Consider the following 15,598-nt stretch of genomic DNA (forward strand, 5'->3'; position numbering starts at 1 on the left):
TGTCTGAGCTGAAGTTTGCTTGAGACAGGGTTTGTGCCGAGTTAAGAACTTGCGTGCTCTGCTAACGTTAGGCGACGCTCGCGCAGGGCAAAGAGATAGCCTAACAAGCCGCCCAATGTGTTACCCAGAGCAATACCAATAAACAAACCTTCGATGCTATAAAGCTGACTGCCAATCCATGCAGCAGGCAACGTAAAGACGAACAAGCGCATAAAGCTCCACTGGAAGGCGCGCAGCGGTTTGTGCATCGCGTTATAGCCACTCACCAACATCATCACAATCCCTTGGAAGCCGTAGCTAAATGGCACGACTAAAAGGTAATGCCACAACAGATCTTTTACCGTTGCTTCTTGAGAGAAAAGCGCAGCAAGAGGAATGCTGAGAGGCACCATCATCAAAAAGATAAAGCCTTGGAAGACCACCGCAAAGCGCATGCTCAGGAACCAGCCAGAGAATGCACGAGCAGGGTTATTAGCCCCAAAGTTTTGCGCCATAAACGGGGTGAGTGCAGAGGTTAGCGACATCAGCACCAAAATCAAGATTGATTCAATACGTTGCGCAGCGCCATAAGCCGCGACCGCTGCGGTGCCGTGGCTAGACAAAATCATCATCAAAATCGCGCCCGATAATGGGTTCATGGCGTTCGATAGTGCTGCCGGTGTGCCTATTTTTAAGGTTTGTTGCCAGTCTTGTTTGATGAGCGACCAGTGTGGTGCGGCAAGTAATTTTTCACGTTTCACCAATACATAGAAAGACCCGCAGAGCGCGCCAAACCAACTGAAGGCACTGGCGATAGCTGCGCCCTGAATACCGAGTTCAGGGAAAGGGCCGTAACCAAAGATCAGCAGCGGATCGAGAATGCCGTTGATAAGCCCTGCGAGCATCATGATCTTGGCTGAGGTTTTGGTGTCGCCAGTCGCCCTAATAGCGCTATTGCCTGCCATTGGGATCACCAGCAGGGGAATGGTCAGATACCAGACCTGCATGTATTGCTCAATCAGTGGAATCGAGTCTTCTTTTGCTCCGAGTAAGCTGAACAGTGGCTCAATAGTAAAGAAACCTAGCGTCGAGGCGATGGTGACCAAAACAACGGCGAGCAATAAACCATGGCTGGTAAAGCGAGCTGCTTGAGAAGCATGTCCTTGACCAAGCAGGCGGCCGATATTGGTCGACAGTCCCATGCCAATACCCATGGTGATGCAGTTCACCGCAAAGGTTACAGGGAAGGTATAACTGATCGCCGCGAGCGCTTCGGTACCCAATAACGAGATGAAGAAAGTATCGACCAAGTTAAACATCAAAATCGCGATCATGCCCATGGTCATGGGTACGGTCATTTTGCGTAAGGTGTCGGGAATGGGGGCGGTCAACAAACCATGTTTGTCTTCGGCCTGATTGCCCGGCTTATTCTTTTCCAACATTTTTGACGTCTATCTGGTGAGGGAAGGGCAAGGATACAAGAAAGCCATTGCCTCGGCGAGCGAGCATTTCGCACGCAAACCGTTGCTTAGCTGCTGGTTATTTTAACTAAGTCACAAAAATTTCACGTCTACCCCTTGGGATCCTTAGCTTTGCCCTTATATACAGATCACGTGCCCCTGAGCGGGCAATTATCAAATAATCATGGAAATTTTCAGGAGAGACGACCGATGAACATTCGTCCATTACATGACCGAGTTATCGTTGAACGTAAAGAAGTTGAATCTAAGTCAGCTGGTGGCATCGTTTTAACTGGTTCTGCTGCGGAAAAATCGACTCGCGGTGTTGTTCTAGCTGTGGGTAAAGGCCGCATCCTAGAGAACGGCACAGTGCTACCGCTGGACGTTAAAGTTGGTGATACCGTTATCTTCGCTGAAGGTTACGGCACTAAGACTGAGAAGATCGACGGCAAAGAAGTTCTTATCATGTCTGAAAACGACATCATGGCTATTGTCGACTAATAGCAATCGTTGAGTAATTTTTTGCTCTGATTCAAAACGCAATCAAAAACAGAATTTAGAAAGGAAATCAAAGATGGCTGCTAAAGACGTTAAATTTGGTAATGACGCACGAGTTAAAATGCTAGAAGGCGTAAACGTTCTAGCGGACGCAGTAAAAGTAACACTGGGTCCTAAAGGTCGTAACGTAGTTCTAGACAAATCTTTTGGTGCACCAACAATCACTAAAGATGGTGTATCAGTAGCGCGTGAAATTGAGCTGGAAGATAAGTTCCAGAACATGGGCGCACAAATGGTTAAAGAAGTTGCGTCTAAAGCAAACGACGCAGCGGGTGACGGTACAACAACAGCAACCGTACTAGCGCAAGCAATCGTAAATGAAGGTCTAAAAGCAGTAGCAGCGGGTATGAACCCAATGGATCTTAAGCGCGGTATCGACAAAGCAGTTATCGCAGCGGTTGAGCAACTAAAAGAGCTATCTGTTGAGTGTAACGACACTAAAGCAATCGCACAGGTTGGTACTATCTCTGCGAACTCTGACTCAAGCGTAGGTAACATCATTGCTGAAGCAATGGAAAAAGTTGGCCGCGACGGTGTTATCACTGTTGAAGAAGGTCAAGCGCTACAAGATGAGCTAGATGTAGTAGAAGGTATGCAGTTCGACCGCGGTTACCTATCTCCTTACTTCATCAACAACCAAGAAGCAGGCAGCGTTGATCTAGAAAACCCATTCATCCTTCTGATCGATAAGAAAGTATCGAACATCCGTGAACTTCTTCCAGCACTAGAAGCAGTAGCAAAAGCATCTCGCCCACTACTGATCATCGCTGAAGACGTAGAAGGTGAAGCACTAGCAACACTAGTTGTGAACAACATGCGTGGCATCGTTAAAGTAGCAGCAGTGAAAGCGCCTGGTTTTGGTGACCGTCGTAAAGCAATGCTACAAGACATCGCTATCCTAACTGGCGGTATCGTGATTTCTGAAGAAGTAGGTCTAGAGCTAGAAAAAGTAGCACTAGAAGACCTAGGTCAAGCGAAGCGCGTTGCAATCACAAAAGAAAACACAACCATCATTGATGGCGTGGGTGAAGAAGCAATGATCCAAGGTCGTGTTGCTCAAATCCGTCAGCAAATCGAAGATGCAACTTCAGACTACGACAAAGAGAAACTACAAGAACGCGTTGCTAAGCTAGCAGGCGGTGTTGCAGTAATCAAAGTTGGTGCAGCAACTGAAGTTGAAATGAAAGAGAAGAAAGACCGCGTAGAAGACGCACTACACGCGACTCGCGCAGCGGTTGAAGAAGGCGTAGTTGCTGGTGGTGGTGTTGCACTAATCCGCGCTGCATCTAAGATTGTTGACCTAGAAGGCGACAACGAAGAGCAAAACGTTGGTATCCGCGTTGCACTACGTGCAATGGAAGCGCCAATCCGTCAAATCACGAAGAACGCAGGTGACGAAGAGTCAGTAGTAGCGAACAACGTGAAAGCGGGTGAGGGTTCTTACGGCTACAACGCAGCAACAGGCGAATACGGCGACATGCTAGAGATGGGTATCCTAGACCCAACTAAAGTAACTCGTAGCGCACTACAATTCGCAGCATCAGTAGCGGGTCTAATGATCACAACTGAAGCGATGGTTACTGACCTACCACAAAAAGACGGCGCAGGTATGCCTGATATGGGTGGCATGGGCGGTATGGGTGGTATGGGCGGCATGATGTAATTTGCTGCTTGTCTTGTCGCTCTAACGCTGTATCGCTGCATCGAAAGTGCTCATTTACGAGTGTAAACTCCGCGCTTTCTCTTTGCTCTAAGACGTTATAGCTTAAAGACAACCGACCAAACCAAACTAGAAAGCCGAGGCGAATGCCTCGGCTTTTTTGTGTCTGTTACTTTGGGACTGAGCCATTTGTGCGTAAGTTTGTAGGTTTGTTCTTACTTTTTCTTTTTAATCTGATAGTTAGCGAGTAATTATTACGCTTAATTTTTATCAGGTTAATTGGTTTAAAAATACGCAATTGTGTGGCTATTGTGCGCAAACGGTCAGGAAAAATGCAGAAAAATAAGTTTGATGAATCAATTGCTTATTTATTCAAGCGGTTAAATATGACTTCCCGCTAACATTTATTTGGTTAAAATGACGCAAACTTTGAACATTACAGTGTGTTGTAAACACTAAATTCCCCCATGGAGATAAAAATGAAAAAGCTAATGACGTCACTGGCTGTTGCAGCCGTTATCGCTTCACCTGTTGCTCTTGCTGATAGCTCACCAGTTATGTTCTCTACTATCGACAACACTAACGCACCTTCTAACTCTTCTGTTGGCGGTGTTCGTCTTGCGGTTCTTCACGGTCAAGTGAATGAAGTAAAAGGTGTCGATTTCTCTCTACTAGGTATGTCTGAAACAGACCGTACTACTGGTGTGAACTTCGGTCTTTTCTTTGGTGCGTCTAAAGTAAACCAAGAAATGAAGGGTGTTTCTCTAGGTCTATTCAACTGGAACCAAGGCCAAACAACGGGTCTTAACCTAGGTGCGGTAAACGTAACTAACAACGTTGAAGGTCTAAACTGGAGTGCTGTGAACTACTCTGAAGGTTACACAATGGCAGACATCGGTCTGGCAAGTATCTCTAAAAAATCTAACTTCCAGCTAGGTTTCTTCAACATGACTGACCAAATCGACGGTGTTCAAATTGGTCTTCTAAACTGTGCGGACAACGGCTTCTTCAAGTGTTTCCCAATCGTGAACTTCGCTAAATAATCAGCGAGCTTCGCCAAAAGTTAAGTCACCTTCCTAACTTAACGCCAGATACAAAAAGACCCCGGCTTGATGTCGGGGTCTTTTTTATTGTGCTTGATTACTTAACTAAACGCGTTGATGTTTTTCGTTGCTGCATTTTCTGGTGCACACCACGGCGCAATGCTTTGACGCGGTTTTCCGCTTTGTCCACACCGAGTAAAACGGTCAGTGCCAATACGGTAATGATGATCGACTGTGATAAGTAACCCAAGCCAATCATCAAGCCTAACCCCGCCAACACCCAAATGACGGCCGCAGAAGTCACGCCGTGAATTTTTCCGTCTTGAGTCATCATCACACCGGCACCTAAAAAGCCGACACCAGTAATGATCTGACCCAGTACACGGGCTTGATCTAATGTATTTGGCGAGAGCGATACCGCCATCGACATAAACAGGTAAGTACCTGAGATAACTAAAATTGCGGTACGAATACCAACGGGTTTACCGCGAGTTTGGCGCTCTATGCCAATCATCAAACCATTGATGGCACAACAAAGCAGCGCAGCCCAACTAAAAGGGCCAAGATCGAAAAGGTGTTCAAAAGTTGCTTGCATCTTAACCTCCAAATTTGCGGAGTATGCATAGATAAGACCGCCTGATCGAACAAAAGCTTTTGCTCGTAACGACAATCTTTATACGGCAAGCAACTTACTCTAGATGCAGATCCAGTGGTGTTTTACTTGGGCGACCGCCAATTTCACGGGTGAGCTTAGGTACTAGGTAACCGGAAACTCGCGTGATCACACCGCGCATGATTTCTTTGGCTTCTTCATCGGAAACAAAGTAGTGCGCTGCACCTTGGACTTTATCCAAAACGTGCAAGTAGTACGGCAAAATGCCAGCATCGAATAACGCTTCGTTCAGCGCAACCTGTGCTTCAACGCTGTTGTTAACGTCTTTCAGCAGTACACCTTGGTTAAGCAGAGTGACGCCAGCTTGCTTTAGATTCGCCATTTGAGCTGCAAACTCAGCGTTGATTTCGTTGGCGTGGTTAATGTGCGTCACCAATACGATCTGTAGACGAGAAGCGCGAAGTAGGTGGCATAGTTCATCGGTGATACGTGCAGGGATCACCACAGGCAAGCGGCTATGAATACGCAGGCGTTTGATGTGTGGGATTTTTGCGATGTGTTCAAGTAGCCAGTGAATTTCATCGTCTTTGGCCATCAGAGGATCGCCACCAGAGAAGATCACTTCATTGAGCTCTGGTTGTTGTGCCATGTACTCCAAGCACTTCGTCCACGCCTGTTTGCCACTTTTATTCTCTTGATATGGGAAGTGGCGGCGGAAGCAGTAACGGCAATTCACCGCACAACCACCTTTCACGATCATCAATGCGCGATTGCGGTATTTGTGTAGCAACCCAGGAAGTTCGTTGTCTTGCTCTTCCAAAGGATCATTCGAATAGCCTTCATGTACCTCAAACTCTTCGCTCAAAGGTAATACTTGGCGCAAAAGTGGATCGTAAGGATTGCCTTTTTCCATCCTATCGACAAAACTTTGCGGTACACGCTGTGCAAACAGCTTACGCGCAGCGAACCCGTCCTGCCACGGTGAAGGATCGATTTCCAACATTTCCAGCAATTTTGCAGGATCGGAGATCCCATTCGCTAACTGTTTGAGCCAGTTTTGCTCAACAGATTCGACTTTTCGGGTTATTATGTGCGGCATTGAATTTAGCTCTAAGAATGTAAGAGGAAAAAATGGCTACAGTTAGCACCAATGAATTTAAAGGCGGCCTTAAGTTAATGCTTGATAACGAGCCTTGTGTAATTCTGGAAAACGAATACGTTAAACCAGGTAAAGGCCAAGCGTTCAACCGCGTTAAAATTCGTAAACTTCTTTCTGGTAAAGTGCTAGAGAAAACATTCAAGTCTGGTGACACTTGTGAAGTGGCAGACGTAATGGATATCGACCTAGATTATCTATATTCAGACGGCGAATTCTACCACTTTATGAACAACGAAACTTTCGAGCAGATCGCTGCTGACTTGAAAGCGGTTGGTGAAAACGCTAAGTGGTTGGTAGAAAACAACACTTGTATGATCACGCTTTGGAACGGTAACCCAATTACTGTTACTCCACCAAACTTCGTTGAACTAGAAGTTACTGACACAGATCCAGGTCTGAAAGGTGATACTCAAGGTACAGGTGGTAAACCAGCAACACTATCAACTGGCGCTGTAGTACGTGTACCACTATTCATCGCAATCGGCGAAGTGATCAAAGTTGACACTCGTACTGGTGAATACGTAGGTCGTGTGAAGTAATTCACCTTAGATTTTCTGATTGAAAAGGTCGCTTCGGCGGCCTTTTTTATTGCCCGCTATTTTCCTCCCTTTGACGCCTCTGTGCAAAACATCGATATTCTCCGCAAATTTCTGATGATTTTGTATTATTCGTAAAAATCTTATTTATTTCATGAATCTTTCGATTATTTCTTAATGTAACAATTTGATACATTAGACCTCGTTGTCAGCGAGTTGCATAGCAATTTGATTTTTATCGATTTAACTCAATGACAATCCAAAAAGGAGAACAAAATGGAAAGCAGAGGCTTAGGACGAGGTTTAAAGGTGGAAGAGAGACGTCAGTTACTACATAAAGGATTGAAAGCAGCCGTATTTGGTATTCCACTGCTGGCAATAGGCTTAACGATTAACAGCTCAGTGCTGATGACCGATGCGGGTTACAGCTATGTGCATCAGAACAACATCACTGGTGAATTGGACGTATTCACAGAGCCGGGCATTCACTTTCGCATGCCGTTTCTGTCCAAGATTACCAAGTATGACCAAGTGATCACCGTGTCATTTGGTAACAGCAAGGGCGAAGATTTTTATCAACGTCTTGATGCGATTCAGGTTCGCTTTGCCGATACCTACATTGGTCAGATCCCAGTGACATTCCGCTTCAAGTTAAGTAATGACCCAGAAGCGGTGAAGAAGATGCATAAAGAGTTCCGCAACAACAGCAACCTAATCGATGCATTGTTGGTGAAGAACGCACGTAACGTGACGGTGATTACCGCGACTCAATACACAGGTGAAGAGTTTTTCCAAGGCGGCTTGAACCAGTTCAAATCCAAATTGGGAGACCAACTGCGTGAAGGTATTTATCTGACAGAGCGTCGTCAGGTAGAAGTGGAAGAGCTAGATCTTGCTCCGGTGGGCGCGAATCAGTCGAACGCGAACCAACTGCAACGCACTAACCAATTGGTTTGGAAGACGGTACCGGTCGTGGACAATACAGGCCAACCAATCCGTCAGGATAACCCGCTACAGCAATACGGTATTCAAGTGACGCAGGTGACCATCGGTGACCCACAGCCAGAGAAGCAGCTTGATCAATTGCTGGCAGATAAAAAGCGCTTAGTAGCAGACCGTATCCGTGCGATTCAGGAGCAAGAGACCTCGAAAGCACAAGCAGAGACTGAGCAGTTACGTAAAGAGATTCAACGTACCCGCGAAGTACAAGATGCTCAACGTAGTAAAGAGCTCGCGATCATCGCACAGCAAAAAGAAGTCGAAGTTGCACGTCAGATTGCAGAGCGTGAAATCGTCGAGGTTGAGAAAACCAAGCGATTGGCTGAGGTGGAAAAAGAGAAAGAGTTAGCGATTGCAGAAGCGAACCTAGCGATTCAAAAAGCCAATGCTTTATCTGCGGAATTTGAAGCAAAAGCGATTCTTGAAAAAGGCCGTGCAGAAGCGGAAGTCTTGAAAGCGAAGTACGCAGCACTGGGTGCAAACCGAGAAGTGTACTTGGCAGAGTTGAACCGAGATGTGGCGAACTCGCTGTACAACAACCTGCAAAACTTCCAAGTGCAGATGCCACAAAACTACATCGGTGGTGGTGACGAAACGGGTCTGAAAACTAACCTTGATGTGATTACTGGCTTTGGTGCGTTGGGCTTAATGGACCAAACTAAGAAGGTCACACAGCAATAAGATCATAGGTGGTCAAAAGCTCAAAAAGCAAAAAGATCATAGGTGACCAAAAGCTCTGGTAGCTGTACAAATCGGAGTAATGCAGAGGCGGATACGTGTTATCCGCCTCTCTTTTTTGTTGGTGAAATACGGCTGAATATTTGCGCCTTATCTCAATATCACATTGATTTTATGAAGATAAAAAGGCGAGGGTGAAATTTGTGGCTATAGTGAATCAACACCCAACAAGCGCAAGGAAGCACTATGTCGAATCAAGAACAGCATCACCCACTCAATGATTATGTGGAATACCCTCCACAGGAAATGGCAGCAAGAGCTGTACATAATCTTGAGCAACTTCAGCGCCGTCATTCGATTCGAAGTTTCTCTGATCGCCCAGTGGCGAGAGAAGTGATTGAACATTGTATTCGAGCGGCAGGTACGGCACCTAGTGGGGCAAACCATCAACCTTGGCATTTTGTTGCGATTAACAGTGCAGAAGTCAAAGGGCAGATCCGTCAAGCCGCTGAAGAACTAGAACGTTCTTTCTATGAAGGTCGAGCAGGGCAAGAATGGTTAGATGCACTGAAGCCACTTGGCACGAATGCCAGTAAGCCGTATTTGGAAAAAGCGCCGTGGCTGATCGCGGTGTTTTCGCAAAAGAAAGGTGGTATGAGTAACGATGGGGAGCAAGCCAATTATTACGTGCATGAGTCAGTCGGGATTGCGACGGGCTTTTTGCTTCAAGCATTACATAACGCCGGTTTGGGTACCTTGACGCACACGCCAAAGCCGATGAGTTTCTTGAGCAAGATTTGTGGGCGAGACAACGATGTTGACCGTCCGTACATGTTGATTGTGACCGGTTATCCGGAAGAAGATGCGACCATTCCAGAGCATGCGATGCACAAAAAGTCGTTGGATGAAATCGCGACCTTTATTGAATAGTGCCTGAAACGAATAGCACTGACGATAAACACAAATAGCAGGCAATAAAAAAGCTGGCGAGGTGCCAGCTTTTTTCATTTCCGTCGGTATCTTAAATCATGAAGATAAAGATAACGGCTAGTGCAGAGATAAGACCTGCAAACGCGTAACATGCAATTTTACCTACCACACCTGTGTGGAATTTAAGGTCGTGCATGCCGTGGTGTACACGGTGCATCGCATGCCACATTGGCAATGCTAGCGTACCGATGATAAACAGTGCGCCAATGATGCTAGTCGCGAATTCAGATACGCGCTCGTAGCTCATTGCTTCTGCATCAATCACACCTAGTGGAACTAGGATGCCCAGTACGAGTACCGTGATTGGCGTGATCATCGCAAACCAAGTACCACCGGCACCAAATAGACCCCACCAGATTGGCTCATCAGAACGTTTCGGTGCTGTATTAACACTATAATTCGGTTTCATTACTCAAGCTCCTTACATCACGATGAGAACGATCAGTGAGATGAACGCTACCGCTGCCCACTGAGTCAGAACGATGATCTTCTTATCCACTGGTTTGCCTTTCAGACGAATTGGCATTACCTGTGGCATCATGCTGAAGAAAGTTTGTGCGTGGAATAGGCTACCTAGCAGTGCAACGATGTTGATCGCTACTACGATAGGGTTTGCCATGAACTCCAACCAACCTTGCCAAGCTTCTGGGCCTTTCACTAATGAACCTAGACCGAAAGTCAGGAAGATAGTGAATAGGATCAGAGGAAGCACCGTTGCTTCACGTACCATGTAGAAGCGGTAGAAAGGATGGTTCTTCCACCATGTGCGTTTTATTTCACGAACGTAAGGTTTACGGTTGCTCATCCTTATGCCTCCACTTTCTTTGGTGAACCATCAGGTTTCAACATCGCAATCACGAAGTCCATAGAAGACTCCACTTTGCCTTGGTTTACTGCCGCTGCAGGGTCAACGTTCTTCGGACAAACTTCAGAACAGTAACCTACGAATGTACAACCCCAAGCGCCGTTTTCACCATTGATCAGCTTCATGCGCTCATCTTTACCGTTGTCACGGCTGTCTAGGTTGTAACGGTGTGCCAGAGTTAGTGCTGCAGGACCAATGAACTCAGGGTTCAAACCGAACTGAGGACAGGCTGCGTAGCAAAGACCACAGTTGATACAGCCAGCAAACTGCTTGTATTTCGCCATTTGCTCAGGCGTTTGCAGGTTTGTGCCGTCTTCTGGTTTGCGGTCGTTACCAATGATGTAAGGTTTGATCGCTTCTAGGCGCTCGATGAACGGCGTCATGTCCACGATCAAGTCTTTCTCGATTGGGAAGTTTGCTAGTGGCTCGATAGTCACGCCATTCGGGTAATCACGTAGGAAGCTCTTACAAGCAAGCTTAGGCACGTTGTTTACCATGATGCCGCAAGAACCACAGATCGCCATACGACAAGACCAGCGGTAAGACAGATCTTTATCTAGGTGATCTTTGATGTAGCCAAGTGCGTCAAGTACAGACATGGTTTCATCAAATGGAACTTCGAATGTTTGCGTGTATGGTTCCGCGTCCTTCTCAGGGTCGTAACGCAGAATGTCTACTTTTTGAATGCGGTTTGCTGACATTATGCTTGCTCCTCTGCGCTCTTCGCTTCTGCTTCAGCGGCTTTTTCAGCTGCTGCTGCTTTCTCTGCCGCTTCACCGTATAGGCGCGCTTTAGGCTGAGACTTAGTGATCTTCACGTTGCTGTAGTCGATGCTTGGTGCTGCATCTTCTTTGAAGAAAGCAAGCGAGTGTTTCAGGAAGTTCACGTCATCACGCTCTGTACAACCATCGTCTAGACGTTGGTGCGCACCACGAGATTCTTTACGCAGGATTGCAGAGTGAACCATCGCTTCTGCGACTTCTAGACCGTAGCCCACTTCAATAGCGTAAAGAAGGTCAGTGTTGAACACTTTGCCTTTGTCTTTGATGCTGATTTTCTTGTAACGAGCTTTCAGCTCAGTGATCTTTTCAATCGTTGCTTGCATCAAATCTTCTTGGCGGTAGATACCACAACCCGCTTCCATGGTGTGACCCATTTCAGTACGGATATCTGCCCAGTTTTCTTCGCCTTCTTGGTTCATTAGAGCGGCAATGCGGTCTTCAACTGCTTTCACCTGAGTCGCGATAGACTCTTCGTTCCAGCCTTTGAACTCTGCAGCACGTTTCACCGCTTGTTCACCCGCAACGCGACCAAATACCACGAACTCAGCCAGCGAGTTAGAACCTAGACGGTTTGCACCGTGAAGACCAACAGACGCACATTCGCCAACCGCGAATAGACCTTTAATGCGAGTTTCACATTCGCCGTTAGTCTCAATACCACCCATGGTGTAGTGAACCGTTGGACGAATTGGAATTGGCTCTTTTGCAGGGTCAACGTTCACGTAAGCTTTCGCTAGTTCACAGATGAACGGTAGACGCTCTTGTAGGTACTCTTCACCTAGGTGGCGAAGATCTAGATGCACTACATCACCAAGAGGGTGTTTGATGGTGTTGCCTTTCTGTTGTTCGTGCCAGAAAGCTTGAGAAACTTTGTCACGTGGACCAAGTTCCATGTACTTGTTCTTAGGTTGACCCACTGGAGTCTCAGGGCCCATGCCGTAGTCTTGTAGGTAACGGTAGCCGTCTTTATTGACGATGATACCGCCTTCACCACGACAACCTTCAGTCATCAGGATACCTGTACCAGGAAGACCTGTTGGGTGGTACTGAACGAATTCCATATCACGTAGAGGAACGCCGTGACGGTAAGCCATCGCCATGCCGTCGCCCGTTACGATACCGCCGTTGGTGTTACAGTGGTAAACGCGACCTGCGCCACCTGTTGCTAGTACGACAGACTTCGCCTTGATCGTAACTAGTTCACCTTCAGACATGTGGATTGCAATCAGACCTTGTACTTCACCTTCATCAACAAGCAAGTCGACAACAAAGTACTCATCAAAGCGCTTGATGTTGTCGTACTTCATCGACGTCTGGAATAGCGTGTGAAGCATGTGGAAGCCAGTTTTATCTGCAGCGAACCAAGTACGTTCAACCTTCATACCACCAAAGCGGCGTACGTTGACTTCACCGTTCTCTTTACGACTCCATGGGCAACCCCATTGCTCCATTTGGATCATTTCGCGAGTCGCGTTCTCTACAAAGTATTCAACAACGTCCTGTTCACATAGCCAGTCACCACCGCCAACAGTGTCGTTGAAGTGGTTGTCTAAGCTATCTTCATCCTTGATAACTGCTGCTGAGCCACCTTCTGCAGCAACCGTATGGGAGCGCATTGGGTAAACTTTAGAAATAAGCGCTACTTCTAAGTCCGGGTTTGCTTCAGCCGCTGCAATAGCAGTACGAAGACCAGCGCCGCCTGCGCCGATGACTGCGATATCTGTGGTGATAGTTTGCACAGTTATCCTCCAGTGTGTGATTGCGGAAATCCGCTTGTTATTGTGAGTGTGAGGGCACCGTTTTTAGGCTATCCCTCAAAAGTAGTAGGGTTAGTGTAGGGGAGCCTTATGGCAGAAAAATTGATGTATTTGGGTTTTTTCTCCGGTAATGCACACGAGAGCATAGAAATTCTAGGTTATGTGACTGCTATCACGGCACGAAACAGTTGAGGGATAAACGTAAAGCTGCTCAATGTTACACAGGTGTTGCACGACATTACCCTCATTGATAATAGGGTAAGTTGTGAGTGTTTTTTGTACTGTAGAACGTGGAATGCTTGCTTCAATTCTGATCGAGTTTTATTCGTATTTAGACCAATACAATTAAGATGAATCCCCCCTCGCCGAGCTAGGCAAAGCGTGACAAAATTGCTATTTTCCTCGCTCACTTATGTATTGAGAGTCTTGTTATGCAAACGATCTGGCAACCTACTGCTTCTATGGAACAACTTCGTCAACGCGCCGCGTTGATCACCGCTATTCGTCAATTCTTTGCCGAGCGACAGGTGATGGAAGTCGACACGCCAGCCATGAGTCACGCCACCGTGACCGACATTCATTTGCATACCTTCCAGACCGAGTTTGTTGGCCCAGGTTATGCCGATGGCAGCAAGCTGTTCTTTATGACTAGCCCTGAATTTCACATGAAGCGCTTACTTGCTGCAGGCAGTGGTTGCATCTACCAAATCAACAAAGCGTTTCGTAATGAAGAAAATGGTCGTCACCACAATCCTGAATTCACTATGTTGGAGTGGTACCGCATCGGCTTTGATCACCACAAGCTGATGGACGAAATGGACGATCTGCTGCAACTGGTATTGAAGTGCGGTGCTGCTGAGCGAATGACTTACCAGCAAGCCTTTATTGACGTGCTTGGCGTGTGCCCGTTAGAGGGCTCGATGCAAGAGCTCAAAGCAGTCGCGGCAAAGCTGGGTTTGAGTGACATAGCCGAGCCTGAAGAAGATCGTGATACCTTACTCCAACTACTTTTCAGTATTGGTGTCGAAGCGAAGATTGGTCAGCAAGTGCCTGCATTTGTTTATGACTTCCCTGCATCGCAAGCCGCATTAGCGAAGATTAATCCACAAGACAATCGCGTTGCTGATCGCTTTGAGGTGTACTTCAAAGGTATTGAGTTGGCGAACGGTTTCCACGAGCTAGATAACCCGAAAGAACAATTGGCGCGCTTTGAACAAGATAATGCTAAGCGTCTTGAAATGGGCCTGAAGCCACAGCCGATCGATTATCATTTGATTGGCGCATTAGAAGCAGGCTTGCCAGATTGTGCCGGTGTGGCGTTAGGCGTTGATCGCCTGATTATGTTGGCTCTTGGTTGTGACCATATTGACCAAGTGACTGCTTTCCCATTCCCTATTGCGTAAGGATTGACGATGAACCTGACCGCTGCACGTTTGGTGCTGCTTAGTTATGCGACCTTGATTGCTTACTTGTCTCTGAGCTCGGGAGAGTTGCAAGATTGGGGCAACATTGCATATTTGGATAAGATGCAGCACGCGATGGCGTACAGTGGTTTTGGTTTCTTGGGCTGCTTCTGTGTCGCAAGCTGGCGTCAGCGTTGGACGGTGGCTCTGAGCATTCTGTTATTCAGCGCTGTGATTGAAGTTTTACAAGGTTATGTGGGGCGCCAAACCTCTTGGCACGACTTGGTTGCGAACTCGATTGGCATTCTAACTGGTCTGCTATGTTACCGTATTTGGAGCCTCTATCGACCTAGGTTGGTGAAGTCGCTATACTCGATTCGATAATGAAGAGGGAATACGATAACCATGAAAACGCGCGACAAAATCGTTTATGCCGCACTGGAGTTGTTTAACCAACATGGTGAGCGCAATATCACAACCAACCATATTGCTGACCATATTGAAATTAGCCCAGGCAATCTTTACTACCACTTCCGCAACAAACAAGAAATCGTGCGTGAGATTTTCGCGCTTTACTCTGCGGAACTGCTAGAACGCTTTACTCCAATTCAAGGTTCTCAAGAGAGCCTGACCATGCTGAAAAGCTACCTCGATTCAATCTTCACTCTGATGTGGAAGTACCGCTTTTTCTACGCGAACCTGCCAGAAATCCTTTCTCGAGACGAGCAACTGCATGATGAATACATTGATGTTCAAGAGAAGCTGCAAGCCAACCTCATTGCAATCATGCAAGAGTTTGTGTCGCTGAAGCTGTTGAATGTCGACCAAGAGCAGTTGAAATCACTGGTTTGCACGCTGCACCTTATTGCGTGTAGTTGGTTAGCTTACCAATCGGCGATGTCATCAAAGACCGATATTACCGAGCTCATGGTGAAACAAGGCATGTTGCAGATGCTTAACGTGGTGAAACCCGTGGCGACCGAGCAGGGCATGGAACAGTTGCTTTTGCTTGAAGAAGCAGTGAGTCGTCTGCACAGTTAATACTATTTTCCCTCCTTATTCATTTCAGAAAATGAGAGTATGGCTCAACGCTTAAGGTTTAGAGCGCAGCTCTCA

At 46.8% G+C, this 15,598-nt stretch carries 16 protein-coding genes; 9 read left to right on the forward strand and 7 right to left on the reverse strand.

Features of this window, described 5'->3' with window-relative positions; all coding sequences use genetic code 11:
* Positions 1–41: 41 nt before the first annotated feature.
* Complete coding sequence (locus KJB05_RS01330; protein WP_208444909.1) at positions 42–1,421, reverse strand: MATE family efflux transporter; 1,380 nt, start codon at positions 1,419–1,421, stop codon at positions 42–44.
* A gap of 228 nt (positions 1,422–1,649) precedes the next feature.
* Between KJB05_RS01330 and KJB05_RS01335 the strand changes: the two genes are divergently transcribed.
* The 3 genes from KJB05_RS01335 (at position 1,650) to KJB05_RS01345 (ending at position 4,700) form a co-directional block, all read left to right on the forward strand.
* The gene (locus KJB05_RS01335) at positions 1,650–1,940 is read left to right on the forward strand and encodes a co-chaperone GroES (protein ID WP_005440461.1); all 291 of its coding nucleotides are present in this window, start codon (positions 1,650–1,652) and stop codon (positions 1,938–1,940) included.
* Positions 1,941–2,013: 73 nt separating this feature from the next.
* The gene (groL, locus tag KJB05_RS01340; RefSeq protein ID WP_005440463.1) at positions 2,014–3,660 is read left to right on the forward strand and encodes a chaperonin GroEL; all 1,647 of its coding nucleotides are present in this window, start codon (positions 2,014–2,016) and stop codon (positions 3,658–3,660) included.
* 476 nt (positions 3,661–4,136) lie between these two features.
* Positions 4,137–4,700, forward strand: coding sequence for a hypothetical protein (locus KJB05_RS01345; protein WP_033006223.1), 564 nt, complete (start codon positions 4,137–4,139; stop codon positions 4,698–4,700).
* A 97-nt stretch (positions 4,701–4,797) separates the two neighbouring features.
* On the opposite strand, the gene KJB05_RS01350 is transcribed toward KJB05_RS01345, so the two are convergent.
* Both KJB05_RS01350 and epmB read right to left on the reverse strand, forming a co-directional pair.
* Positions 4,798–5,295, reverse strand: a complete 498-nt coding sequence (locus KJB05_RS01350; RefSeq protein ID WP_005440468.1) for an MgtC/SapB family protein — start codon at positions 5,293–5,295, stop codon at positions 4,798–4,800.
* 94 nt (positions 5,296–5,389) lie between these two features.
* The gene (epmB, locus tag KJB05_RS01355) at positions 5,390–6,412 is read right to left on the reverse strand and encodes an EF-P beta-lysylation protein EpmB (protein ID WP_208444910.1); all 1,023 of its coding nucleotides are present in this window, start codon (positions 6,410–6,412) and stop codon (positions 5,390–5,392) included.
* Positions 6,413–6,444: 32 nt separating this feature from the next.
* Here epmB and efp point away from each other — a divergent pair, with 32 nt between their 5' ends.
* From efp to KJB05_RS01370, 3 genes are all read left to right on the forward strand, one after another.
* Entirely contained in the window at positions 6,445–7,011 is a 567-nt protein-coding gene (efp, locus tag KJB05_RS01360; protein WP_005440472.1) for an elongation factor P, read from the forward strand.
* 273 nt (positions 7,012–7,284) lie between these two features.
* Positions 7,285–8,688 (forward strand): SPFH domain-containing protein, encoded by a 1,404-nt coding sequence (locus KJB05_RS01365; protein ID WP_041060873.1) that lies wholly within the window; start codon positions 7,285–7,287, stop codon positions 8,686–8,688.
* Between the two features lie 243 nt (positions 8,689–8,931).
* Positions 8,932–9,615: a nitroreductase family protein gene (locus KJB05_RS01370; RefSeq protein WP_208444911.1), complete on the forward strand. Its 684-nt coding sequence runs from the start codon at positions 8,932–8,934 to the stop codon at positions 9,613–9,615.
* A 91-nt stretch (positions 9,616–9,706) separates the two neighbouring features.
* Here KJB05_RS01370 and frdD read toward each other — a convergent pair whose 3' ends face one another.
* The 4 genes from frdD to frdA are packed head-to-tail and all read right to left on the reverse strand — an operon-like array spanning position 9,707 to position 13,061.
* Entirely contained in the window at positions 9,707–10,084 is a 378-nt protein-coding gene (gene frdD, locus KJB05_RS01375; protein WP_005440479.1) for a fumarate reductase subunit FrdD, read from the reverse strand.
* A 12-nt stretch (positions 10,085–10,096) separates the two neighbouring features.
* The gene (gene frdC / locus KJB05_RS01380) at positions 10,097–10,480 is read right to left on the reverse strand and encodes a fumarate reductase subunit FrdC (RefSeq protein WP_005440480.1); all 384 of its coding nucleotides are present in this window, start codon (positions 10,478–10,480) and stop codon (positions 10,097–10,099) included.
* Between the two features lie 2 nt (positions 10,481–10,482).
* The gene (locus KJB05_RS01385) at positions 10,483–11,241 is read right to left on the reverse strand and encodes a succinate dehydrogenase/fumarate reductase iron-sulfur subunit (protein WP_005440483.1); all 759 of its coding nucleotides are present in this window, start codon (positions 11,239–11,241) and stop codon (positions 10,483–10,485) included.
* Positions 11,241–13,061 carry a fumarate reductase (quinol) flavoprotein subunit gene (frdA, locus tag KJB05_RS01390; protein WP_208444912.1) on the reverse strand — a complete coding sequence of 607 codons (1,821 nt, stop codon included), beginning with the start codon at positions 13,059–13,061 and terminating at the stop codon, positions 11,241–11,243. Before frdA ends, KJB05_RS01385 begins: the two co-directional genes overlap by 1 nt.
* Before the next feature lie 449 nt (positions 13,062–13,510).
* Here frdA and epmA point away from each other — a divergent pair, with 449 nt between their 5' ends.
* The 3 genes from epmA to KJB05_RS01405 are packed head-to-tail and all read left to right on the forward strand — an operon-like array spanning position 13,511 to position 15,523.
* A complete protein-coding gene (gene epmA / locus KJB05_RS01395; RefSeq protein WP_208444913.1) occupies positions 13,511–14,482 on the forward strand; it encodes an elongation factor P--(R)-beta-lysine ligase in 972 nt (323 codons plus the stop codon).
* A gap of 9 nt (positions 14,483–14,491) precedes the next feature.
* Complete coding sequence (locus KJB05_RS01400) at positions 14,492–14,866, forward strand: VanZ family protein (RefSeq protein WP_208444914.1); 375 nt, start codon at positions 14,492–14,494, stop codon at positions 14,864–14,866.
* 21 nt (positions 14,867–14,887) lie between these two features.
* Positions 14,888–15,523, forward strand: a complete 636-nt coding sequence (locus tag KJB05_RS01405; protein WP_005440488.1) for a TetR/AcrR family transcriptional regulator — start codon at positions 14,888–14,890, stop codon at positions 15,521–15,523.
* Positions 15,524–15,598: the final 75 nt, after the last annotated feature.

It is taken from the genome of Vibrio sp. B1ASS3, from assembly GCF_905175355.1.
In the GTDB taxonomy this organism is placed as follows: Bacteria; Pseudomonadota; Gammaproteobacteria; order Enterobacterales; family Vibrionaceae; genus Vibrio; species Vibrio owensii.